Annotated in this window: 24 protein-coding genes and 3 pseudogenes; 11 read left to right on the forward strand and 16 right to left on the reverse strand. The window is 70.2% G+C overall.

Annotation, left to right across the window (positions count from 1 at the left end):
- Nucleotides 1-121: 121 nt before the first annotated feature.
- A complete protein-coding gene (locus ABZ027_RS38655; RefSeq protein ID WP_356776931.1) occupies nt 122-961 on the reverse strand; it encodes a TIM barrel protein in 840 nt (279 codons plus the stop codon).
- Between the two features lie 584 nt (nt 962-1,545).
- Here ABZ027_RS38655 and ABZ027_RS38660 point away from each other — a divergent pair.
- Nucleotides 1,546-1,983: pseudogene (locus tag ABZ027_RS38660) on the forward strand (TIGR03943 family protein); the annotation flags it as partial.
- A 39-nt stretch (nt 1,984-2,022) separates the two neighbouring features.
- Here ABZ027_RS38660 and ABZ027_RS38665 read toward each other — a convergent pair.
- From ABZ027_RS38665 to ABZ027_RS38680, 4 genes and pseudogenes are all read right to left on the reverse strand, one after another.
- The gene (locus ABZ027_RS38665) at nt 2,023-3,378 is read right to left on the reverse strand and encodes a YibE/F family protein (protein ID WP_356776933.1); all 1,356 of its coding nucleotides are present in this window, start codon (nt 3,376-3,378) and stop codon (nt 2,023-2,025) included.
- Nucleotides 3,379-3,808: 430 nt separating this feature from the next.
- Nucleotides 3,809-4,981, reverse strand: coding sequence for a GTP-binding protein (locus ABZ027_RS38670; protein ID WP_356776935.1), 1,173 nt, complete (start codon nt 4,979-4,981; stop codon nt 3,809-3,811).
- A gap of 6 nt (nt 4,982-4,987) precedes the next feature.
- Nucleotides 4,988-5,158: a 50S ribosomal protein L32 gene (gene rpmF, locus ABZ027_RS38675; protein ID WP_356776937.1), complete on the reverse strand. Its 171-nt coding sequence runs from the start codon at nt 5,156-5,158 to the stop codon at nt 4,988-4,990.
- 81 nt (nt 5,159-5,239) lie between these two features.
- Nucleotides 5,240-5,548: pseudogene (locus ABZ027_RS38680) on the reverse strand (metal ABC transporter permease); the annotation flags it as partial.
- Nucleotides 5,549-5,550: 2 nt separating this feature from the next.
- Here ABZ027_RS38680 and ABZ027_RS38685 point away from each other — a divergent pair.
- Nucleotides 5,551-6,714, forward strand: a pseudogene (locus ABZ027_RS38685) (heavy metal translocating P-type ATPase); the annotation flags it as partial.
- Between the two features lie 81 nt (nt 6,715-6,795).
- Here the strand turns inward: ABZ027_RS38685 and rpsR are convergent.
- The 4 genes from rpsR to rpmG are packed head-to-tail and all read right to left on the reverse strand — an operon-like array spanning nt 6,796 to nt 8,688.
- Entirely contained in the window at nt 6,796-7,029 is a 234-nt protein-coding gene (rpsR, locus tag ABZ027_RS38690; RefSeq protein WP_356776939.1) for a 30S ribosomal protein S18, read from the reverse strand.
- A 51-nt stretch (nt 7,030-7,080) separates the two neighbouring features.
- Nucleotides 7,081-8,235 (reverse strand): GTP-binding protein, encoded by a 1,155-nt coding sequence (locus ABZ027_RS38695; RefSeq protein ID WP_356776941.1) that lies wholly within the window; start codon nt 8,233-8,235, stop codon nt 7,081-7,083.
- Nucleotides 8,235-8,489: a type B 50S ribosomal protein L31 gene (locus tag ABZ027_RS38700; protein ID WP_356776943.1), complete on the reverse strand. Its 255-nt coding sequence runs from the start codon at nt 8,487-8,489 to the stop codon at nt 8,235-8,237. Before ABZ027_RS38700 ends, ABZ027_RS38695 begins: the two co-directional genes overlap by 1 nt.
- 34 nt (nt 8,490-8,523) lie before the next feature.
- A complete protein-coding gene (rpmG, locus tag ABZ027_RS38705; protein ID WP_134028780.1) occupies nt 8,524-8,688 on the reverse strand; it encodes a 50S ribosomal protein L33 in 165 nt (54 codons plus the stop codon).
- A 67-nt stretch (nt 8,689-8,755) separates the two neighbouring features.
- Here rpmG and rpmB point away from each other — a divergent pair, with 67 nt between their 5' ends.
- Nucleotides 8,756-8,992, forward strand: coding sequence for a 50S ribosomal protein L28 (rpmB, locus tag ABZ027_RS38710; protein ID WP_356776946.1), 237 nt, complete (start codon nt 8,756-8,758; stop codon nt 8,990-8,992).
- Complete coding sequence (gene rpsN, locus ABZ027_RS38715; RefSeq protein WP_356776948.1) at nt 8,992-9,297, forward strand: 30S ribosomal protein S14; 306 nt, start codon at nt 8,992-8,994, stop codon at nt 9,295-9,297. The genes rpmB and rpsN overlap by 1 nt, the downstream gene beginning before the upstream one ends.
- Nucleotides 9,298-9,627: 330 nt before the next feature.
- Here the strand turns inward: rpsN and ABZ027_RS38720 are convergent, their stop codons facing one another.
- Complete coding sequence (locus ABZ027_RS38720) at nt 9,628-10,152, reverse strand: response regulator (protein ID WP_356776950.1); 525 nt, start codon at nt 10,150-10,152, stop codon at nt 9,628-9,630.
- A 268-nt stretch (nt 10,153-10,420) separates the two neighbouring features.
- Between ABZ027_RS38720 and ABZ027_RS38725 the strand changes: the two genes are divergently transcribed.
- From ABZ027_RS38725 to ABZ027_RS38750, 6 genes are all read left to right on the forward strand, one after another.
- Nucleotides 10,421-10,672, forward strand: coding sequence for a hypothetical protein (locus ABZ027_RS38725; protein ID WP_356776952.1), 252 nt, complete (start codon nt 10,421-10,423; stop codon nt 10,670-10,672).
- Nucleotides 10,669-11,037 carry a helix-turn-helix domain-containing protein gene (locus ABZ027_RS38730; RefSeq protein ID WP_356776954.1) on the forward strand — a complete coding sequence of 123 codons (369 nt, stop codon included), beginning with the start codon at nt 10,669-10,671 and terminating at the stop codon, nt 11,035-11,037. The genes ABZ027_RS38725 and ABZ027_RS38730 overlap by 4 nt, the downstream gene beginning before the upstream one ends.
- Before the next feature lie 153 nt (nt 11,038-11,190).
- On the forward strand, nt 11,191-11,700 hold the full coding sequence (gene uraD, locus ABZ027_RS38735) for a 2-oxo-4-hydroxy-4-carboxy-5-ureidoimidazoline decarboxylase (protein ID WP_356776956.1): 510 nt from the start codon (nt 11,191-11,193) through the stop codon (nt 11,698-11,700).
- A 96-nt stretch (nt 11,701-11,796) separates the two neighbouring features.
- Complete coding sequence (gene uraH / locus ABZ027_RS38740) at nt 11,797-12,201, forward strand: hydroxyisourate hydrolase (RefSeq protein WP_356776958.1); 405 nt, start codon at nt 11,797-11,799, stop codon at nt 12,199-12,201.
- Nucleotides 12,202-12,205: 4 nt separating this feature from the next.
- On the forward strand, nt 12,206-13,099 hold the full coding sequence (gene pucL, locus ABZ027_RS38745; protein ID WP_356776960.1) for a factor-independent urate hydroxylase: 894 nt from the start codon (nt 12,206-12,208) through the stop codon (nt 13,097-13,099).
- A 9-nt stretch (nt 13,100-13,108) separates the two neighbouring features.
- A complete protein-coding gene (locus tag ABZ027_RS38750) occupies nt 13,109-14,488 on the forward strand; it encodes an 8-oxoguanine deaminase (RefSeq protein ID WP_356776962.1) in 1,380 nt (459 codons plus the stop codon).
- 134 nt (nt 14,489-14,622) lie between these two features.
- On the opposite strand, the gene ABZ027_RS38755 is transcribed toward ABZ027_RS38750, so the two are convergent.
- Genes ABZ027_RS38755 through ABZ027_RS38770 form a run of 4 tightly spaced genes read right to left on the reverse strand, consistent with a single transcriptional unit; the run spans nt 14,623 to nt 17,581 of the window.
- Nucleotides 14,623-15,045, reverse strand: coding sequence for an acyl-CoA thioesterase (locus tag ABZ027_RS38755; RefSeq protein ID WP_356776964.1), 423 nt, complete (start codon nt 15,043-15,045; stop codon nt 14,623-14,625).
- A gap of 30 nt (nt 15,046-15,075) precedes the next feature.
- Nucleotides 15,076-15,702, reverse strand: a complete 627-nt coding sequence (locus ABZ027_RS38760; protein ID WP_356776966.1) for a hypothetical protein — start codon at nt 15,700-15,702, stop codon at nt 15,076-15,078.
- 50 nt (nt 15,703-15,752) lie between these two features.
- The gene (locus tag ABZ027_RS38765; protein WP_356776968.1) at nt 15,753-16,352 is read right to left on the reverse strand and encodes a histidine phosphatase family protein; all 600 of its coding nucleotides are present in this window, start codon (nt 16,350-16,352) and stop codon (nt 15,753-15,755) included.
- Nucleotides 16,353-16,372: 20 nt separating this feature from the next.
- Complete coding sequence (locus ABZ027_RS38770; protein WP_356776970.1) at nt 16,373-17,581, reverse strand: pyridoxal phosphate-dependent aminotransferase; 1,209 nt, start codon at nt 17,579-17,581, stop codon at nt 16,373-16,375.
- An 87-nt stretch (nt 17,582-17,668) separates the two neighbouring features.
- Here ABZ027_RS38770 and ABZ027_RS38775 point away from each other — a divergent pair, with 87 nt between their 5' ends.
- On the forward strand, nt 17,669-18,295 hold the full coding sequence (locus ABZ027_RS38775) for a winged helix-turn-helix transcriptional regulator (RefSeq protein ID WP_356776972.1): 627 nt from the start codon (nt 17,669-17,671) through the stop codon (nt 18,293-18,295).
- Between the two features lie 77 nt (nt 18,296-18,372).
- Here the strand turns inward: ABZ027_RS38775 and ABZ027_RS38780 are convergent, their stop codons facing one another.
- Both ABZ027_RS38780 and ABZ027_RS38785 read right to left on the reverse strand, forming a co-directional pair.
- The gene (locus ABZ027_RS38780; RefSeq protein ID WP_356776974.1) at nt 18,373-19,203 is read right to left on the reverse strand and encodes a hypothetical protein; all 831 of its coding nucleotides are present in this window, start codon (nt 19,201-19,203) and stop codon (nt 18,373-18,375) included.
- Entirely contained in the window at nt 19,203-20,474 is a 1,272-nt protein-coding gene (locus tag ABZ027_RS38785; protein ID WP_356776976.1) for a VWA domain-containing protein, read from the reverse strand. The genes ABZ027_RS38780 and ABZ027_RS38785 overlap by 1 nt, the downstream gene beginning before the upstream one ends.
- Nucleotides 20,475-20,481 lie beyond the last annotated feature (7 nt).

Raw genomic sequence — 20,481 nt, forward strand, 5'->3', positions numbered from 1 at the left:
AAGATTCGACACCTCCACCACACACGGAGGCCTTCGCCATGATCAAGCCCGGCCAGCGTTAACAACGCTCGTGATCAATACACCTAGGGCCTGTCGTTTGGATCACGCCGCAGACGCGGCCCTAGGCGGGCAGCCAGTCGAACGCCGCCGCGCTCGGTCGGTCGCCCGGCTTGTACTCCAGGCCGACCCAGCCCTGGTAACCGGCCTTCCCGAGGCGGCCGAGGAGGTCCGCGAGGGGCAGTGATCCGGTGCCCGGCGCTCCGCGGCCGGGGTTGTCGGCGATCTGCACATGGCCGGTCTTCGACGCGTACCTGTCGATCACCGACGGCAGGTCCTCGCCGTTCATCGACAGGTGGTACAGGTCCATCAGGAAGCGCGCGTTGCCGAGCCCGGTGGCCTCGTTGACCCGGTCGACGATCTCCACGGCGGCGGGGGCGCTCACCAGCGGGTACCTCGGCGACTCGGGCTTGTTGAGGGCCTCGATCAGCAGCGTCGCGCCGATGGTTCTGGCGGCTCGGGCGGCGATAACCAGGTTCTCCAGCGCGAGCGCGTCCTGCTCGGCCGGATCCACGCCGTCGACACGGTTGCCGTAGAGGGCGTTGAGCGCCTCGCAGCCCAGCGACTCGGCGAATTCGGCGACCACGTCCACGTTGGCCCTGAACCGCTGCGACTCCGCGCCGGGGACCGACAGGGAGCCCCGGTCCGGCCCGGGCAGCTGACCGGCGTAGAAGTTCAGGCCGGTGAGCTGGACGCCCGCCTCCTCGATCGCCCTCTTCAGCGCGTCGAGCTCGGACCGCTCGGGGACGGGGGAGTCGACCCAGGGCCACCACAGCTCGACCGCGGTGAAACCGGCCGCCGCGGCCGCCGCCGGACGCTCCAGCAGCGGGAGTTCCGTGAAGAGGATCGACAGGTTGACGTTGAAGCGCTGCGCCGCGGCTGTTCTCGACGGGGATCCTGGCATCGGCCCTGACGCTCCCTTCCCGTGGCTATTTCCGTAATGTGGAAGTTCATTTCTGCTTATTGGAAGATTGCCGCCCCGTGTAAGAGCTTGTCAAGAGGGCCGGGGCGGAAAGCGCGACCGCGGGTTAGGTTAGCGCGTGCGATTGCGAGTGGAGTGCTGCGGCGTGGCGCTGACCTGCGTGAACGCGCACTAATCCCACTCTGACCTGCGGAAACGCTTCTTGCTCGTTCGCGTTGCTTCGCAGTGTTTTCCAGGCGTGTGTGCCCTGTATGTGCCCCGTGGGAGGCAGTTGCAGTGGAGGATTGTCGCGCAGGTCAGGACCTGTCTGGGGGTTCGGAGGGGTGAGCGACGCTGAGCGTAGACCTACTGGGTCCTCCTGGTCAGATGTCCCGGAAGAGACCAGCGGGCCCCGTGACCTGCCGCAATGGACAGTTGTGCGTCGCTGACCTGCACAAATGGCCTTTCGGGTATTTCACGCTCGTACTCGTTGATGCGGCCGGAAGTCCCAGGAAAGTCCCAGGGACTCCCCATGCATGTAGCCCCCTTCAGGGCTGTGCAGGGCGTGCGGATGCGGTGTGGGCTGGGGTTCGTACACCGCCTCCTGAGAGCTGGCCAAGGTCGTCACACAGCAGGACGACTTCGACCCGCTGCCTGCGACCTCGCCGCTTCCGATCACGCTCTCCGACTTCACCGGCCGCGTGCAGCAGGACCGCTCGCGGGCCATCAAGCCGCACGGTCCGGATGACCGGCTTCGTCCCGTCCGCCGAGCAGGGCGACAGCTGGCTTCTGTCCCGGATCATGATCTCCTGCTGCGCGGCGGACGCCCGGTCCGTGAAGGTACGGATCCACGGCAGCCTGGCCCCTCCGCCAATGCTGGGGTGGTCGTCACGGTCACCTGGCACCCCGGCGGAAACCTCGGCACGAACTCCGCATCCGCCGCACTCGACGCCCGGTCCGTGAAGAAGATCGGCAAGCCGGTGAACTCGTACACCGACGCCCTTCCGCTCACGCTCACGAGGTGAACCAGCGCCGTTCCGTGGTTCACCTCGAAGAGGTCGCTCTCAACGCTTACGCCGACGCCCGCCCCGGCCCGAGGCAGCTCCGTCGGCCGCCACTGCGCCCGCAGTGGCCGTTTCGGTCCGCTGATGGGGGCGGTCGGCCGCGACCACCAGCGCCGCGAGCAGCGTCGTGACCGGCACGGAGGCGACCAGGCCGATCGAGCCCACCAGCGTGCGGACGATCTCCTCCGCGACCAGTTCGCTGTTGGCGACCGTTCCCACGCCGCTCTGCGCGATGGAGAAGAGCAGCAGCAGCGGCAGCGCGGCGCCCGCGTAGGCGAGGACGAGCGTGTTGACGACGGACGCGATGTGGTCCCGGCCGATGCGGATGCCGGCCCGGTACAGCCCGCGCCAGCCCATCGACGGATTGGCCTCGTGCAGCTCCCAGACCGCCGACGTCTGCGTGACTGTGACGTCGTCGAGGACACCGAGCGAGCCGATGATGACGCCCGCGAGCAGCAGACCGCTCATGTCGATCGACGGATACAGGCCGTGGATCAGGCCGGTGTTGTCGTCGGTGTTGCCGGTGAGCGCGGCCCAGCCGATGAAGCCTGACCCCAGGAAGCCGATCAGCACCAGCGAGAGCAGCGTGCCCAGCACGGCCACCGAGGTGCGGGCCGAGAGCCCGTGGCACATGTAGAGGGCGATCAGCATGATGGCGCTCGCCCCGATCACCGCCACGAGCAGGGGGTTCGAGCCCTGCAATATCGCGGGGAGGATGAAGAAGGTCAGCACCATGAAGCTGATGGCCAGCGCGACCAGCGCCATGACGCCACGCATCCTGCCCACCACCACGACGGCGAGCGCGAAGATGCCGGCGAGGAGCGCCATCGGGAACCTGCGGTTCACGTCGGCAACGGAGTACTGCAGGTCTTTGGGCGCCGAGGGCTCGTAGGCGGCGACGACCTTCTCGCCCTCGTGCAGCTGACGTGACTGGTCCGGCTGCACGATCTCGGTGAACGTACGGCCCTTGTCCTTGCCCGTGTCGACGCGGATCGTCGCCTTTTTGCAGGTGCCGCTCGCCTGCTGCTGGGCGGAGGAGCCCTCGGCGGTGGAGGTGTCGCCGGTTGGGGTCTCGCCCGAGGCGTTCACCGACTTGCAGCTCACGCTGACGACCTTGCTGACCGTCGCCTCCTGGGTCTGCCGGTCGAATCCCACTCCGGTGCGCTCGTGCGATGGGGCACCACCGGGCCACAGCACCGCGAGCCCGACCACCACGGCCGCGGCGAACGGGATGAGGATCGCCGCGATGACCTTGCGCAGGTGTTTGGAGACCGGAGCTGCCGGACCGTGACTGTGGCCGTGCCCGCTGACGCCTGCTTCGGGGCGGCGGTCTGGATCGTGACCGGTGCCAGTCACTGCGGTGCGCCCGTCTCCCATCGGGCTGTGCCGGTGGTCAGGCCGTGCCCGCAGTCCTGGCCGTACTCGCTGGCGCGACCACCTCTGACTTGGGCCCGGTTGTCGGCCCTGTTCCAGTCTCCGGCAGTTTGCCGGTCAGCGGCTCCCATGCAATCTCCCTCGCGGTTGTCCGTGCCCCCTCCCGAGCCGGGCCTGCGCGACGGCTCCGAGGAAGGGTACGGGACAGCTGCGTCGTGGTCTCAGCACGATCATCGCGAGAACGTCAGGGGCGCTCTGTTCACCGTCCCTGGATCATGGGCCACTCCACCGGTCGTACCGTGCACCGTGATGGGATGCGGGCGTGGCCTGCCCCGGATCCTCGTCTGTCCGATGGGTGTCCGTGCCGGGCCGGGCGGCGCCGTGGCTGCGTCCACCGCCCGACCCGGGGTCTTCAGGCGCCCGGTACGAGTTCGGGGCGCTCGTGGTCGCAGGTGTCGTCGATGCCGTAGGTGTCCCAGGCGGGGAACGGGTCGACGGGCTTCAGGCTCTCGCCGTCGGTCATCAGGCAGTCGGTCAGTGCCGCGTGCAGGGCGTCGGCGTGCAGGTGCGTGCCGATGAAGACCAGTTCCTGGCCGGCGGGGCTGTCGGTGTCGCGGGCGTTGGAGGGCTCGAAGCGTGCGACGGAGCCGGCCTGTGACCACAGGCCCGTCACGTGCGGGCGGCTGGCCAGAGTGAAGAATCCCTTGGAGCGCAGGATCTGTCCGTAGGCGCCGCTGTCGAGTTCCTGGGTTACGAAGGTCCACAACCGGCCGGGGTGGAAGGGCAGTTCGGAGCGGAAGACGGTCGAGGAGATCCCGTACTCCTCCGTTTCGGGCACGTGGTCGCCGTTGAGTTCCATCACCCAGCCGGGGGCTTGTTGGGCGCGTTCCAGGTCGAAGAGGCTGGTGCCCAGTACGTCGCCGACTCTCACGCGGCCGTGGACGGTCGGGACGATGCGTGCTGCCGGATTGAGGCGGGTGAGCGTCGCCCGCAGCCGGTCGGTCGACTCCTCGTCGACGAGGTCGAGCTTGTTGAGCACGATGACGTCCGCGAATTCCACCTGGTCCATCAACAGGTCGCTGACGGTGCGTTCGTCGTCCTCGTACTGGTCCAGGCCCCGCTCGACGAGCTCGTCGCCGCTCGTCAGTTCGGGCAGGAAGTTGGCGGCGTCGACGACCGTGACCATGGTGTCCAGGCGGGCGATCTCCCCGAGGGTGGCGCCGTCGTCGCGTGCGAAGGCGAATGTCGCGGCCACCGGCATCGGTTCGGAGATGCCGGACGACTCGATGAGCAGGTAGTCGAAGCGGCCCTCGCGGGCCAGCCGGTCGACCTCCTGGAGCAGGTCGTCGCGCAGGGTGCAGCAGATGCAGCCGTTGGTCATTTCGACCAGACGTTCCTCGGTGCGCGAGAGGGCTGCCTCGCCGCCGCGCACCAGGGCGGCGTCGATGTTGACCTCGCTCATGTCGTTGACGATGACCGCGACACGCAGTCCCTCGCGGTTGCCGAGGACGTGGTTGAGGAGGGTGGTCTTGCCCGCGCCGAGGAATCCGGACAGGACGGTGACGGGCAGTCGGTCGTAAGGCATGAGCGGTCAGTCCTCGGGGTGCAGCAGTCCGCGCTCGTATGCCCTCACCAGCCGCTGCGGCACGAGGTAGGGGACGCCGTCGACGGTGATCGGCACGAGTGTCGGCGTGGCCGCTTTCCACTGGGCGCGGCGGTGGCGGGTCTTGCTGCGGGACATTTTCCGCTTGGGAACGGCCATGGGTCCTCCTGGATGGGTGAACGGCGCGACACCAAACGCTACATGAAAATGGATCCCATTACTAATTAGGATTGCTCCCGATCATGCAGGTTGCGGGGCGGGCCTACCGGAGCCCCAGCGGCGGGTGCGGTAGCTGCCCGCCAGTCGGCAGGCGATGTAGACGGTGAAGGAGATCGTCGTGACGTACGGGCTGATGGGGATGCTGCTGCCCAGGGCGAGCAGGATGCCGCCCTCGATCGACATGACGGCGAAGACCACGCTGAGCAGGGGCAGCAGCACGGGTGAGGCGGTGACGCGGGCGGCGGCCGCGGCGGGGGTGACGACGAGGGTCAGGACCAGCAGTGCGCCGACGACCTGGACCGACAGGGCCACCGCGAGCCCGAGCACGACTCGTCCCGCTCGCCTTCGGCGAGGAACTGGCCGACTCGCTGCTGTGGGCCATGACCTTCATGATCGTGGCGTCGCCGTGCGCGGTGGTGCTGGCCACCATGCCGCCCCTGCTCTCCGCGATCGCCAACGCCGGACGGCACGGCGTGCTGGTCAAGTCGGCCGTGGTGATGGAGCGCCTCGGGCAGATCGACGCGGTCGCCTTCGACAAGACCGGCACGCTGACCGAGGGCACGCCACGGGTCACCGACGTCCGGCCGCTGCCTGGATCCGGCCAGAGAGAATGGGAGTTGCTGGCGCTCGCGGCGGCGGCCGAGCACCCCAGCGAGCATCCGTTGGCACGCGCCGTGGTGGCCGCGGCGCGCGAGCGCGGACTGGCACTGGCCGCGGCTGAGGACTTCGCGTCCACGCCGGGCGTGGGGGTGACGGCCGTCGTGGACGGGCGAGTCGTCGCGGTGGGCGCCCCGGCCCGGCTGCTTCGAAACGCGACGGACGCCGCCTCCGCCCGGGCGGAGGCGCTCGCGGCTGAGCTGGAGGACGGCGGGCGAACCGCCGTCCTGGTCACGGCCGACGGCGTTGCGGTCGGCGTCCTCGGCCTCGCCGACCGCCTGCGTCCGGGGGCTGCCGTGACCGTCGCTGCACTGACGGACCTCGCCGGATCCGCGCCGGTGCTGCTGACCGGCGACAATCCGCGTGCCGCCGTCCGCCTGGCCGCCGAGGTCGGCATCGAGGACGTACGAGCCGGGCTGCTGCCCCAGCACGTGAGCGCGGTCAGGGAGCTGGAGGGGACGGGCCGCAAGGTCCTGCTCGTCGGGGACGGCGTCAACGACGCCCCGGCGCTGGCCGCCGCGCACATCGGCGTCGCCATGGGCCGGGCGGGCTCCGACCTCGCCCTGGAGACCGCCGACGCGGTGATTGTCCGCGACGAACTCGCGACCGTCCCCGCCGTGATCGCTCTCTCCCGCCGCGCCCGGAAGCTGGTCGTGCAGAACCTGGCGATCGCCGGGGTGTTCATCGCCGGCCTCGTCGTCTGGGACCTGGCCGGCGACCTGCCGTTGCCTCTCGGCGTCGCGGGCCATGAGGGCTCGACCGTCATCGTCGGCCTCAACGGACTGCGCCTGCTGCGCGACGCGGCCTGGAAGCGGGGCGCGTCGGAGGATGCCGGGTGAGCCGTTGCGGGATCAGAGCCTCGACGGCGGGGACGCTTGATGAAAATGCCCCGCTGCCAGCTGTCCGCGGGCGGAAGGCTGCTACCTGCTTGAGTAGGGCAGCAGGGCCATCTCCCGGGCGTTCTTGATCGCTGCGGCGATCTGCCGCTGCTGCTGGGCGGTGACGCGGGTGACGCGGCGGCTGCGGATCTTGCCGCGGTCGGAGATGAACTTCCGAAGAAGGTCCGTGTCCTTGTAATCGATGTAGGTGATTTTGGCTGTGTCGAGCGGGTTGGGGCGGGCTTTCAGGGGCTTACGGGGGTCGTGGCGGGCCATGAGAATTCCTTGCCTTGGTGGGTTGCGGGACGGGCGGCTCGGCGGCCAGGTCTAGGACACGGGGTCGAGGAGGGAGTCGAAAGCGGCCGGCAGGTGCTTCCATGCCTCAGGGCCGGCCGCGTACTCGTTATCGGTGAGCAGGCACGACTCAAGGAGCTGTTCCAGGCCGTCCCGGTCGAGGCCAGGGGAAGTGAAGACCAGGTGCTGGCAGCGGTCACCGTGGTCGGGGTGCCAGTCCAGTGCGGCAGCGGCTCGGCGCATCGGGGGCACCATCTCCCAGGCGGCGTCCGGCAGTGACGCCAGCCAGGGGCCGACGCCCTCCACGCACAGCGCGCCACCTGCGCAGTCCCAGGCGAGCAGGGTGTCCGGGCGGTCGGCGAGCCAGAAGCGGCCGCGGCTGCGGGCGGCTGCGCAGCAGAGGTCTTCCAGTGCCTGGTAGAGGCGTTCGGGGTGGAAGGGGCGGCGGCGGTGCCAGACGAGGGTGGCGACTCCGGCCTCGTCGGCCTCCTGGGGGAGCAGAGCGCAGGCCGGGTGCTGGGCGGCCGCTGCCGATTCCACGTCGAAGCCGGCGAAGGCCAACTGGCCGAGTTCACCGGATCCGGCGGGCACCTGGCGTGCGGTCGGATGCAGCTGAGTGAGCAGGGCGCGGTCCTCGTCGTCGGCGTCTTCGCTCTCGACGAGTGCGAGCACCGGCGCGTACTCCAGCTGCCGGGCCCAGGTGTCTGCGACGGTGCGCTGGTCGGTGGCCGCCGCTGCGAGGCCCACCTCCGCCAGGTCGTCTCCGTTCGCGAGGCAGGGCAGCACGAGGGCGGGGTCGACGGCGGTCATCACACTGGTGAGGTCGAGGACGTCGCCGCCGTGTGCGGCGACGACTTCGGCCATCGCCTTGGGCTCGACGGAGTCCCACAGCTCGACGATCGCGAGCCGGGTCAGACCGCTTGCGGCCAGCCGCTCCAGTTCGGGGACCAGGTCTTCACGCAGCGCGCAGCAGGCGCAGTCGTTGACGAGCGGGGCCTCGCCGCGGGACAACTGCCCCGAGGCGTCCCGGACACTGCGCTGCACGGTGCCGTCGGCGGCTGTGGCCAGGTCGTGGTGGAGCGCGACACTGCCGACAACCGTGCGCAGCAGGCGGTCCACGACTTCTTTGCGGGCGTCGGAGTGGAGACCGCCGATGATGACGACGGGCAGCCGGGCCTCGTCCTGCATCAGTTGGCCCCACGTCGGCCGTAGCGGCGTTCGAATCGCTCGACCCGGCCGGCGGTGTCCAGGACGCGGGCGGTGCCGGTGTAGAAGGGGTGGCTCACGTTCGAGATCTCGACGTCGACGACGGGGTAGGTGTTGCCGTCCTCCCACTCGATCGTCTTGTCACTGGTCATCGTGGAGCGGGTGAGGAAGGCGGAGCGGGCGGCCTTGTCGCGGAAGACGACTGGGCCGTACGCGGGGTGGATTCCAGGCTTCATGACGTGGTCCTTCGAGGTGGCTGAGGCGCTGGGGTCAGCGTTCTTCGCGGAAATCGACGTGCTTGCGGGCGATCGGGTCGAACTTGCGCAGCACCATGCGGTCGGGATCGTTGCGGCGGTTCTTGCGGGTGACGTAGGTGTAGCCGGTCCCCGCGGTGGAGCGGAGCTTGATGATCGGGCGAACTTCGTTGCGGGCCATGAGCCAGGACTATATGGGAATGGTTACCATTATCAAAAGAGCCCGTCGACGAGAGGCAGGTAACCCCTTGTCCGCCCACTGCCAACTGACCGGCGCCCAGCCGGGCTTCGGCAACAACATCTCCCACTCGCACCGCCGCACCTCCCGGCGCTTCGACCCCAACATCCAGCGCAAGCGGTACTGGCTGGCGAGCGAGGGCCGGACCATCCGGCTGACGCTGAGCGCCAAGGCGATCAAGACCATCGACAGCATCGGCATCGAGGCCGCCGTGGCCCGCGTTCGTGCACGGGGAGGGAAGATCTGATGGCCAAGTCCAGCAAGATCGCAATGAATGAGAAGCGGAAGGCGATCGTTGAGCGGTACGCGGCCCGGCGTGCCGAGCTGAAGGAGATCATCCGCCGGCCGTCATCCACCGACATCGAACGCCGGGCGGCCGTGGAGGAGCTTCGGCGTCAGCCCCGCAACGCGAGCGCGACCCGGGTGCGCAACCGGGACAGCGTGGACGGCCGGCCCCGCGGACACCTGAGGAGGTTCGGACTCTCCCGCGTCCGCATGCGCGAGCAGGCCCACGCCGGATTCCTCCCCGGGGTCACCAAGTCGTCCTGGTGACGTCACCGCCCGCGTGACGGATGGCGGCTCCTGGCCGTGACTCGGCAGGGTCACGGCCAGGCTGCCCCGGGTGCGCCGTCTCCGTGGGATCTCGGCGCACGGGAGCCGCCCTGCCCCACGCGGACACTTCGGGCGTGGCGATCACGGCCCCTCGTACCTGTGAACTGTGCGGCGCCGTGTGCTTCGCCAGGACGCGGCACCGGGCCTTCTCCCGCCTGGCCGCACTCAGCGGAGCCGAGGCCGCAGACCAGGTCCTGGATGTGGCGACCCGTGACGACGGAGGCGGCCGGACAGCGCACGGTGCTCCGCATACTCCTGCTGTGTACGGATTCACAGGTTTCGGACGATTAACGAGGGCGAGGGTCGGTGCGGAGTGCCCCTTGGCCGGGACCCGGGGGACGGCCGGTGGCCGGGCGGCGCTGAAGAGGGCGTCCACGTCGGCCTGCTCGGTCCGGGGGCCAGTCCGAGGGCTTCCACACGGTGCTGGAGTTCGCGGTAGGCGGTGAGCCGCTCGGTCAGGTCGGCGGAGCCGAACGGCTTGACCAGGTAGCCAACCGCGCCGAGCTTCATGGCGGTCCGCACCGAGGTGATGTCCCTGTCGCCGCTGATCATGATCGCGTCGGGGCGGGCGCCGCCCTCGTCCCCGCTGAGCTGCCGCAGCACGTCGAGTCCGCTGCCGTCCGGCAGGAAGACGTCGAGCAGCAGTAGGTCGGGGTGGAGGGTGCGCACCGCCTCCAGCGTCTCGGCCACAGTCGCTGCCCGGCCGACCACCTCGAAGCCCTCGACCCGGGACGCGTAGTCGCAGTGGATGTGGCTGTTGTGGAAGTCGTCGTCCACCACCAGGATCCGGATCATCCGCGGTGACTTCCCATCGACGAGGCCGTCGTGAACTGTGCGTCTCGTGGTGGGGGTGTGACGTCCACGTGCCGGGCGGTGGAGTCCTCAGGTCGGTTAAGGTCACCTCGTGGCGGGCGAATCAGGTCCGGCGCAGTGAAATTGATCGGCCTGCCGCGCATCGCGACTGTGGTGCAGTCGACTGAAGCGTATCCGTTGTGCCCTGATGTGCCCTCGCGATGGGTGATCTGGGTAAAAATGCAGGTCAGAGAGGTGCTCTGGGGGCACAATGCGATTGCGAGTGGAGTTCACGACGGAGCCCTTCGACCTCGACGAGGCGCCCACGCACGCGGTGGTGGCTCGCCAGGTCGTCGAGGCGGCCGAGCTCGACGCGGTGGACGTCGGCCCGTTCGGCAACACGGCCGAGGGGGGCGCCGACGCCGTGCTCGCCGCCGTGGACACCCTGCTCCGCCGGACCCTGGAGTCAGGCGCCACCCGCATCTCCCTCCAGGTCAACGTGATCGGAGAGGGTGCCCGGTGACCGGCGCCGGGGGCGAGTCCTTCATCGGGGCCGTGAAGCCGCTGGTCGACGCCATGGGCGGCGAGATTCTCGCGCCGGACGAGGCGGGTCCGGACGACGTCGTGCTCTCCTGGGAGGGGATGGAGGTCGTCGCCGTACGGCTGCCGCAGCTCGCGGACTCCCTCGACCACATCCTGGCCGCCCTGGAGCGCAAGAAGGGCAAGCCCCTGGCGGACCTGGACCGCAGGGCCAAGCAGGAGGTCGTCCGCATGCTCGAGGCGCGTGGCGCCTTCTCGGTGCGGCACGGTGTGGAAACCGTCGCGGGCGCGCTCGGGGTGAGCCGCTTCACGGTCTACAACTACCTGAATCGCGAAAAAGAGGGCTGAGGCGAAGAGGGCTGGGCGGGGAGGGGTGAGTGGAGCCCCGGGCCTGTGACCCTCCCGGAATTTTCAACAAAGTGTTGACGTGATGGCGCGGAGGGGCGTTAGCTGGCCCCAGCCCGTTCAGCACGAAGGCCCTTCGTGGCCACGGAGGCTCCCGTGACGTCGACTTCCACGCCCCCGGGCCTGGCCCGGTTCAACGCCCTGGAGGAGCACGCCGCCTTCGCCGTACTCCATGAGACCTGCGCCTCCACGGCATGGGTCACGCGACTGCTCGCCACCCGCCCGTACCCCGACACCGGCAGCCTCTACGCCGCCAGCGACAAGGCGACGGCCGAACTGACCGCCGAGGACCTCACGGAGGCGATGACCGGGCACCCCCCGATCGGCCGCCCCGAGCCCGGCGACCCCGTGTCGACGGGCGAACAGCGCGGCATGGCCGACGCCTCCGAGAAGCTCAGGGCGGAGATGCTCGACCTGAACCTGGCCTACCAGGACAGGTTCGGCCATGTCTTCCTGATCTGCGCCACCGGACGGACCGGCGAACAGATGCGGGACGCGGCCAAGGAGCGGATCGGGAACTCGCCGGAACAGGAGCGGGAGATCGTCCGCACCGAACTGGGCAAGATCAACCGTGTCCGCCTCGCCCGACTGGTCGATGAGGCCTGACGGCGACTGAGGCCTGACGGCGACTGAGGCCTGACGACGACTGAAGACTGACGACGACTGAAGACCGACGTCGACGACCGAAGGGGACACGTGACCATGAGCACCAGCACCACCGCCTCGGTGTCGACCCACATCCTCGACACCAGCGCCGGCCGCCCCGCCGCGGGCGTCGCCGTCCGGCTCGCCGCACGCTCCGGGCCCGAAGCGCACTGGCAGGCGCTCGGCGGCTCCGCGACGGACGCGGACGGACGGTGCAAGGACCTGCCGGCGCTGCCCGAGGGCACCGCACACGTACGGCTCGACTTCGCGGTGGAGCCGTACTGGGAGACATCCGCGAACAAGCAAGCCGATGCGCAGCAGGACGCCCCCGCGAATCGGGACGGCGGCGCCGGGGTGTTCTTCCCGGAGGTGGCGATCACGTTCGCCGTCGTGCCGGGCGAGCACTACCACGTGCCGCTGCTGCTCAGCCCGTTCGGCTACTCCGTATACCGAGGGAGCTAGCCCCATGCCCATCCTTGGACCCAATCAGTACGGCAAGGCCGAGAACCGAGTCGTCAGGATCACGCGACACGGCGCCACGCACCACATCAAGGACCTGAACGTCTCCGTGTCGCTCTCCGGCGACATGGACGAGGTCCACTACTCCGGCTCGAACGCCAACGTCCTGCCGACCGACACCACCAAGAACACCGTGTACGCGTTCGCCAAGCAGTACGGCATCGAGTCCGCCGAGCAGTTCGGCATCCACCTCGCCCGCCACTTCGTGACCTCGCAGCAGCCGATCCGAACGGCCCGCATACGCATCGAGGAGTACGCCTGGGAGCGCATCGAGCACTCCGGCGAAGGCGCGCACTCCTTCGTCCGCAGGGGCCAGGAAACCCGGCTCGCCCAGATCACCTACGACGGCTCCGCGTGGGAGGTCGTCTCCGGGCTCAAGGACCTGACCGTCATGAACTCGACCGACTCGGAGTTCTCGGGCTACGTCAAGGACAGGTACACGACGCTTCCCGAGGCGTACGACCGTATCCTCGCCACCGACGTCTCCGGCCGCTGGCGCTTCAACTGGACCGACGACGGGCACCCGACGCCCGACTGGGACCATTCCTACGAGCAGGTGAAGCGGCACATGCTGGAGGCCTTCGCGCAGACGTACTCGCTGTCGCTCCAGCAGACCTTGTACCAGATGGGTTCGCGCGTCATCGACCACCGCGACGAGATCGACGAGGTCCGCTTCTCCCTCCCGAACAAGCACCACTTCCTGGTGGACCTGGAACCGTTCGGGCTCAAGAACGACAACGAGGTGTATGTGGCCGCGGACCGCCCGTACGGCCTCATCGAGGCCACCGTCCTGCGGGACGGCTGCGAGGCGAAGATCCCGGCGGACCTCACCAACCTCTGAGGACGAACCATGGCAGCAGCACACCGCACCGTGATCGAGAACGCCGCGATCGCCACCGTCGACGCCGACGACACCACGCACGCGAGCGGGTACGTCGTCCTCGCCGGCAACCGCATCGAGTCGCTCGGCGCGGGCAGGGCTCCCGAGGGCCTGGAGAACGTCGACCGCCGTATCGACGCCACCGGGCACCTGGTCACCCCCGGCCTGGTCAACACCCACCACCACTTCTACCAGTGGATCACCAGGGGTCTGGCGACCGACCACAACCTCTTCGACTGGCTCGTCGCGCTGTACCCGACCTGGGCACGCATCGACGAACCGATGGTGCGGGCGGCCGCCGAGGGCTCGCTCGCGATGATGGCGCGCGGCGGTGTCACCACCGCCATGGACCACCACTACGTCTTCCCGAGGGGCTCCGGCGACCTCTCCGGCGCCATCATCCGCGCCGCCCGCGACATGGGCGTTCGCTTCACCCTCGCCCGCGGGTCCATGGACCTCGGCGAGAAGGACGGCGGCCTGCCCCCGGACTTCGCCGTCGAGACCCTCGACGGCGCGCTCGCCGCGACCGAGCAGACCGTCAAGGAGCACCACGACACCTCCTTCGACGCGATGACCCAGGTGGCCGTCGCGCCCTGCTCACCCTTCTCGGTCTCCACCGAACTGCTCAAGCAGGGAGCCGAGTTGGCCCGTCGTCTCGGCGTACGGCTGCACACCCACGGCTCGGAGACGGTCGAGGAGGAGAAGTTCTGCCACGAGCAGTTCGGGATGGGCCCGACCGACTACTTCGAGTCCACCGGCTGGCTCGGCGAGGACGTGTGGATGGCGCACTGCGTCCACATGAAGGACTCCGACATCGACGCCTTCGCCCGGACGGGGACGGGTGTCGCCCACTGCCCCTCCTCCAACGCCCGCCTCGCCGCCGGCATCGCCCGCGTCCCCGACATGCTCAAGGCCGGCATCCCCGTCGGCCTCGGCGTCGACGGCACGGCGTCCAACGAGTCCGGCGAACTCCACACCGAACTGCGCAACGCCCTCCTCATCAACCGACTCGGCGCCCACCGCGAGGCCGCCCTGAACGCCCGTCAGGCCCTGCGCCTCGGCACGTTCGGCGGCGCCCAAGTCCTGGGCCGCGCACGCGAGATCGGCTCCCTGGAGCCGGGCAAGCTCGCCGACCTGGTCCTCTGGAAACTCGACACCCTCGCCCACGCCTCCATCGCCGACCCGGTGACCGCGCTGGTCTTCGGCGCGGCGGCCCCGGTCACGGCGTCGTTCGTGGGCGGCCGCCAGATCGTGGAGAACGGACGACTCCGCACCGCCGACGAGGACGCGATCGCCCGTTCCACCCGCGCACAGGCCCAACGGCTCGCACGGATCGCCGGGCAGGGCTGAGCCCCGAGGACTTCGGGCAAGGGGTGGGAACGCGGCGCCGTGGGCATCAGCCGTCAGCGCTCCCCGAGGTGGACCGTGAGGCACGGCACGGCATGGCGGCCGATGGATGGGCAACCCCTGGCAGCTGACGTAGCTCAGAGCCCGAACACGGCCGGATCCGCGGCGAGTTCCTTGAAGTACTGGCGTGGGTCCGCGACCAGTCTGCGCTGTTCCAGGTCCAGCAGGCCGCCGACGGCCGTGACCTCGGCCGCCACCGTGCCGTCGGTCTTGCGGATGGCCTGCCGGATGCGGAACGTCTTGCCGTCACCCCATTCGAAGCCGCAGGTCACCTCGACCTCGTCGCCGGCGAGCAGTTCCCGGTGGTAGCGGATGGTGGTCTCCAGGGCGACCGGGCCGACGCCCTTGCCGATGAGGCGGGACTGGCTGATTCCCGCCGCCTGGAGCAGGGCCCAGCGGGCGTGCTCCGCGTAGTTGAGGTAGACGGCCTGGTTGAGATGTCCCTGGACGTCGGTCTCGTAGCCGCGGACGGTCACCGGGACGGAGAACGGCTCAGTCATGACTTCCCCTTTCTCTTGATCTTGGCATGCTCATCTCGTCCGGCGTGGCGACGCCAGTAGATATCGAGCCCTCGTGCGGGGTTCCGTGTACTCGCCGGCCTGCCAGCCCGCCGCCTCCAGGGTGGCCGCGCACCCGCGCAGCGCCTCGGGGTCGGACTCCCGCACGGCGACGGCCTCCGGCTGCGGGGTGGCGCGCACCCGGTAGCCGTCCTCGTCCGGTCCGGCGGGGCGGTGGCCAGCGGCCTCCAGGGCGAGTGCGGCGGCCTGCACCAGATGGGCGCGCTCCCAGCCGCACGGCCGGTCGGTGGCGCCGTCCGGGTTGGTCATCCGGCGCAGCTCCAGCAGGCCCTGCCAGGCGCTGTGCACCTCGCGGACGCGGGCGGGGGAGTGCCCCGGCGGTTCCTCCTCGCCGCCGACCCGGGCCGTGAAGACGCTCGATGCCGGGGGCGTCGGCGGCTCGGGAGCCTCGGGCACCGCCTCCCGTATCCGGTGCCCGGCCGGAGTCAGGAAGTGGTCGTGCGGCGGACGCGGGTGCCGGAAGGCGAGTCCGTGCTTCACCAGGGCCGCCAGCTGCGCCGGAGTGCCCCGCAGGCGCCCGGTGACGGGATCGGCGCCGTCGATGACACGCCGTTGCGCGGCGGTCGGCGGTCGTGTCACCGCGTGCTCCCTCCCGGCTCGGGGGCGTGGGCCCCCACCTGTGTCCGAGACTACGGTCCGGGTCTGACATTCCACTCGGCGATCACCGGCCGCCCGTGTTCCGTGCCCAGGCGGCCCAGCGTTCCCGTCGCCAGCTGGAACAGCGCGCCGTGTGCCGCGGACAGCCCCAGCCGCCGGGCGGTGAGGACGCGCAGGAAGTGCCCGTGCGCCACCAGGACGACCGCGCCCTCGGCGTCGGCGGCGGCCGCGTCCGCCGTGGCCAGTACCCGGTCGGCACGCTCACCGACCTGCTCCGGGCTCTCCCCGGGGCGCTCCGGGGGTCCGGGCGTGACCCCGTCCGTGAACAGGAACCAGTCCGGTCGGGTGCGCTGGATCTCGGCGGTCGTGACCCCTTCGTAGCCGCCGTAGTCCCACTCGACGAGGTCGGTGTCGACCCGCGCGTCGGGCAGCCCGATCAGCTCCGCGGTCTCCCGGGCCCGTCGCAGCGGGCTGACGAGGGCGGCGGCGATCCGGTGCGACCGGACCAGCGGAACCAGCCGCCGCGCCTCGGCACGGCCGTGCTCGGTCAGCGGGACGTCGGTCCGGCCGGTGTGCCGGCCCGACCGCGACCACTCGGTCTCACCGTGCCGCACCAGGAAGAGATCAGTCATACGGCCAGGTTAGGAGGCCGTCACTGTCGGTACCCGCCGAGGAACCGTCCGATCCGCCCGATCGCCGCCTCCAGGTCGTCCGCGTGGGGGAGGGTGAGGATGCGGAAGTGGTCGGGGGTCGGCCAGTTGAAGCCGGTGCCCTGGACCACCTGGATCTTCTCCCTCAGCAGCAGGTCCAGGACGAACTTCTCGTCGTCGTGGATCTTGTGGACCTTGGGGTCGAGGCGTGGGAAGGCGTACAGCGAGCCCTTCGGTTTCACGCAGGACACGCCGGGGATCTCGTTGAGTTTCTCCCAGGCCACGGTGCGCTGTTCGTGCAGCCGGCCGCCGGGCGCGGTCAGTTCGTGGATGGACTGGCGGCCGCCGAGCGCGGCCTGGATGGCGTACTGCGCGGGCGCGTTGGCGCACAGCCGCATGGAGGCCAGCATGGTCAGGCCCTCCAGATAGTTCCTGGCGTGCTGCTTCGGTCCGGTGACCACCAGCCAGCCAGACCGGAAGCCGGCCACCCGGTACGTCTTCGACAGGCCGCAGAAGGTCAGGACCACCAGGTCGGGGGCGGGCGCGGCGACCGAGTGGTGCACGGCGTCGTCGTACAGGATCTGGTCGTAGATCTCGTCGGCGAAGACCATCAGGCCGTGCCGGCGGGCGAGGTCGAGGATGCCCTCGATGATCTCCTTCGGGTAGACCGCGCCGGTGGGGTTGTTCGGGTTGATGATGACCACGGCCTTGGTGCGGTCCGTGATCTTGGACGCCATGTCGTCCAGGTCCGGGTACCAGTCGGCCTGCTCGTCGCAGAGGTAGTGCACCGCCTTGCCGCCCGCGAGGGTGGTGACGGCTGTCCAGAGGGGGAAGTCGGGGGCCGGGATGAGGATTTCGTCGCCGTCCTCGACCAGCGCCTGTACGGCCATCGAGATCAGCTCGGAGATGCCGTTGCCGAGGAAGACGTCGTCGACGTCGACCTGCAGACCCAGCGTCTGGTACCGGCCCGCCACCGCCCGGCGGGCGGAGAGGACGCCGCGCGAGTCGGTGTAGCCGTGCGCCTGGGGCAGCATGCGGATCATGTCCTGGAGGATCTCCTCCGGCGCCTCGAAGCCGAACAGCGCGGGGTTGCCGGTGTTCAGGCGCAGCACGCTGTGGCCGGCCGCCTCCAGTGCGTCGGCGTGTTCGATCACCGGGCCGCGGATCTCGTAACAGACCTCGCTCAGCTTGTTCGACTGCCGGAACTCCATGCGCTTACGCCCCTCCGGTTCATGGTGTTGCTTGGTTTTACCAAGTATGAGCTTGGAAAGTCCAACAACTTGTTTAGACTGCGTCGCATGTCACCTCGCCGAAGCTACGACCAGTACTGTTCCGCGGCCCGGGCGCTCGACGTCGTCGGCGACCGCTGGACCCTGCTGATCGTCCGCGAACTGCTGGCCGGCCCGCGCCGCTACACGGACCTGCACGCCGACCTGCCGGGCGTGAGCACGGACGTCCTCGCCTCACGACTGAAGGACATGGAGCGCGACGGCCTCGCGACCCGGCGTCGGCTGCCGCCGCCCGGCGCGGCCACGGTGTACGAACTCACCGGACGCGGACGGGAGTTGCTGCCGGTGCTGCAGGCGCTGGGGGCCTGGGGGGTGGCCGAGCTGGGGGAGCGGAGGCCCACCGACGCGGTGCGCGCGCACTGGTTCGCGCTGCCGCTGCTGCGCGCGATCGAGGGCGAGGGCGTCGTCGAAGTCCGGCTGGAGGAAGGGGAGTTCCATCTCCTCCTCGGCGCCGAGGACGGTCCCGTGTACGGCGACGGCCCCGCCCCCGGTGAGCCCGACGCCCGGCTGGTGCTGGACACGGCCACCTGCACGGCCGTCGCGCGGGGCGAGTTGAGCGTGACCGAGGCGGTGCGTGAGGGGCGCGTCGCGGTGACCGGCGACGGCACCCTGGCGAAGGCGTTGCGGGACATGTGACCTGCGACGGGACAGGGGCGCAGGACACGGGAGAGGTCCGCCGCGGCACCCCGCGACGGGCCTGTCCCGATGAACCGTCAGGCGCCCGGCGGCACCCGCGACGGACGCCCCGTGCCCCGGGTCAGCCGGTAGCCGCCGACCCCGGCGAGCGCGGCCAGCACCCCGCCGATCGCGGTCCACACCCACCGGTCGGACCACCAGCCGGAGGACCAGCCGTCATCGGGCTCGATCGCGGACAGCACGGGCGAGTTGGACGAACTGTCCGCGTCGGAGGACGTGTCGGACTCGGAAGTGTCGGATTCCGACGCGACCGCGATACCCGGCACCAGCGGCTTCGCCAGCGAGCCGTCCACGGCGGCCGACCCGCCGATGTCCTTCGAGTCGACCCGCAGCTCCGTGTCGACGGCCAGGCCCAGGTCGGCCGTGGTGAGGTCGACGGCCGTCAGCCGGACGTAGTACGTGCCGGGCAGCGGGTCGTTCGCCCACGGCTCCGACCAGGCGCGGACCGTGCGCAGCACACAGGTCAGTTCCACGGAGGCGGTGCCCGCCGCGACGGTGCGCGTCTGCGCGCCGTACTGGCAGGACTGACGCCGGCGCAGACCGTCGTACACGTCGATCTGCCAGGTCTCGGCGGCGTGCGCCGCGGGCAGCTTCACCTTCGCCCCGACGGTGGGGCGCTGGCCCGCGTCCGCCGGGAACGACCAGTACATGTAGTCGCCCGCGGAGCCGTTCGCGGTGACCGTCCGGCCCTGCTCGATCTCGGTCGCGGTACGGAACGAGGTGCCCGCGGCGGCGGGCGCCGAACCGCCGTCGGACGCGCTCGGGGACGGCGAGGAGTCGGCTTCCGCCGCAGGCACCGCCAGCCCGAGCATCAGCAGCGAAGCGCTCAACACGCGTGTGATTCGCATCAGTTGGTCCTCCAGACCGCGACCCGCCAGCGCGACAGCCAGCCCCAGACGAGACCGGCGAGGAAGCCGGTGAGGATCAGTACGCCGAGCAGCCACCAGCCGCGTCCGAGGCCGAAGGAGGCCACATCGCTCGCGTCGCTCGGTCCGTCCACCACATCGACGGTCAGCTCCAGCGGCATGCCCGGCGTGACCTTCACCCCGGAGGCCGCCGAGAAGGCGTTGGTCACCTGGAGGCACACCGTCTCGGCGGCCGGCTTGTCGCTGTCGTCGTCGTCCCGCTCGGGCTTCGGGTAGCGCAGCCCGGTGGAGATGACGTCCGTACGGCCGTTGCCCGCGGCCTCGCCGCGCACGATCTCACGGCCGTGCACGGTGACGGCCCGCAGCAGCGCCCCGTAGTCGGGGTTGACGGTCCTGTCGGCCGCCACGCTCACCGAGGCGCGCAGCTCCTTGCCCGCGGGCACCTCCACGCGGTACCAGCGCTCCTGGCCGAACTCCTCGCGGTCGGTGTACAGGCCCGACTTGAGGGTGGGGGCCTTCGGGCACGTGTCGGCGCCCCGCGTCGCCACCGGTGTCACCACCGGATCGGCCGCCCGGTCCACCAACTGGTTGACGCGGTCGGTGAGTTGGTCGGTGTGCTCCACAGAGGTGTACGTACCGCCGGTCGCCTCGGCGATGCAGCTGAGCTGCCGGCTCAGCTTGGTGCTCGGTACCAGGCCGAGCGTGTCGATGGTCAGCCCGATGCCCTTGGCGGCGATCTCGCGGGCCACCTCGCACGGGTCGAGCGGGGCGCAGGTGTCCTCGCCGTCAGTGATCAGCACGATCCGCTTGGACCCCTCACCGCCGTCGAGGTCCTCGGCCGCCTTCAGCAGGGCGGGTCCGATGGGCGTCCAGCCGGTGGGCGTGAGGGTCGCCACCGCCGTCTTCGCCTCGGTACGGTCCAGTGGGCCGACCGGGTACAGCTGCGCGGTGTCCTTGCAGCCCGTCTTGCGGTCGTCCCCCGGGTAGTTGGCGCCCAGCGTGCGGATACCGAGCCGGACCTCCTCGGGGGTGGCGTCCAGCACCTCGTTGAAGCCCTGCTTCGCGGCGGCCATCCGCGACTGGCCGTCGATGTCCTTCGCTCGCATCGAACCGCTGACGTCGAGGACGAGGTCGACCTTCGGTGCGTTGGCGGTGGTCTCGTCGGCGGCCGCCGCGACCGGGAACGCGATCCCGGCCGTCAGGGCGGCGAGCAGGGCGCACACTCCCGCCGCCAGCCGTTTACTTGTGATCATCGGCGGA

Source organism: Streptomyces sp. NPDC006332 (assembly GCF_040612855.1).
Classification (GTDB): Bacteria; Actinomycetota; Actinomycetes; order Streptomycetales; family Streptomycetaceae; genus Streptomyces.

Excerpts from the sequence above, each read along its gene's own strand:
- ABZ027_RS38655 (WP_356776931.1), bottom strand. The coding sequence starts at position 961 with ATGCCAGGATCCCCGTCGAGAACAGCCGCGGCGCAGCGCTTCAACGTC.
- ABZ027_RS38670 (WP_356776935.1), bottom strand. The coding sequence starts at position 4,981 with ATGCCTTACGACCGACTGCCCGTCACCGTCCTGTCCGGATTCCTCGGC.
- rpmF (WP_356776937.1), bottom strand. The coding sequence starts at position 5,158 with ATGGCCGTTCCCAAGCGGAAAATGTCCCGCAGCAAGACCCGCCACCGC.
- rpsR (WP_356776939.1), bottom strand. The coding sequence starts at position 7,029 with ATGGCCCGCCACGACCCCCGTAAGCCCCTGAAAGCCCGCCCCAACCCG.
- ABZ027_RS38695 (WP_356776941.1), bottom strand. The coding sequence starts at position 8,235 with ATGCAGGACGAGGCCCGGCTGCCCGTCGTCATCATCGGCGGTCTCCAC.
- ABZ027_RS38700 (WP_356776943.1), bottom strand. The coding sequence starts at position 8,489 with ATGAAGCCTGGAATCCACCCCGCGTACGGCCCAGTCGTCTTCCGCGAC.
- rpmG (WP_134028780.1), bottom strand. The coding sequence starts at position 8,688 with ATGGCCCGCAACGAAGTTCGCCCGATCATCAAGCTCCGCTCCACCGCG.
- rpsN (WP_356776948.1), top strand. The coding sequence starts at position 8,992 with ATGGCCAAGTCCAGCAAGATCGCAATGAATGAGAAGCGGAAGGCGATC.
- ABZ027_RS38720 (WP_356776950.1), bottom strand. The coding sequence starts at position 10,152 with ATGATCCGGATCCTGGTGGTGGACGACGACTTCCACAACAGCCACATC.
- ABZ027_RS38725 (WP_356776952.1), top strand. The coding sequence starts at position 10,421 with ATGCGATTGCGAGTGGAGTTCACGACGGAGCCCTTCGACCTCGACGAG.
- uraH (WP_356776958.1), top strand. The coding sequence starts at position 11,797 with ATGAGCACCAGCACCACCGCCTCGGTGTCGACCCACATCCTCGACACC.
- pucL (WP_356776960.1), top strand. The coding sequence starts at position 12,206 with ATGCCCATCCTTGGACCCAATCAGTACGGCAAGGCCGAGAACCGAGTC.
- ABZ027_RS38750 (WP_356776962.1), top strand. The coding sequence starts at position 13,109 with ATGGCAGCAGCACACCGCACCGTGATCGAGAACGCCGCGATCGCCACC.
- ABZ027_RS38755 (WP_356776964.1), bottom strand. The coding sequence starts at position 15,045 with ATGACTGAGCCGTTCTCCGTCCCGGTGACCGTCCGCGGCTACGAGACC.
- ABZ027_RS38765 (WP_356776968.1), bottom strand. The coding sequence starts at position 16,352 with ATGACTGATCTCTTCCTGGTGCGGCACGGTGAGACCGAGTGGTCGCGG.
- ABZ027_RS38770 (WP_356776970.1), bottom strand. The coding sequence starts at position 17,581 with ATGGAGTTCCGGCAGTCGAACAAGCTGAGCGAGGTCTGTTACGAGATC.
- ABZ027_RS38775 (WP_356776972.1), top strand. The coding sequence starts at position 17,669 with ATGTCACCTCGCCGAAGCTACGACCAGTACTGTTCCGCGGCCCGGGCG.
- ABZ027_RS38780 (WP_356776974.1), bottom strand. The coding sequence starts at position 19,203 with ATGCGAATCACACGCGTGTTGAGCGCTTCGCTGCTGATGCTCGGGCTG.
- ABZ027_RS38785 (WP_356776976.1), bottom strand. The coding sequence starts at position 20,474 with ATGATCACAAGTAAACGGCTGGCGGCGGGAGTGTGCGCCCTGCTCGCC.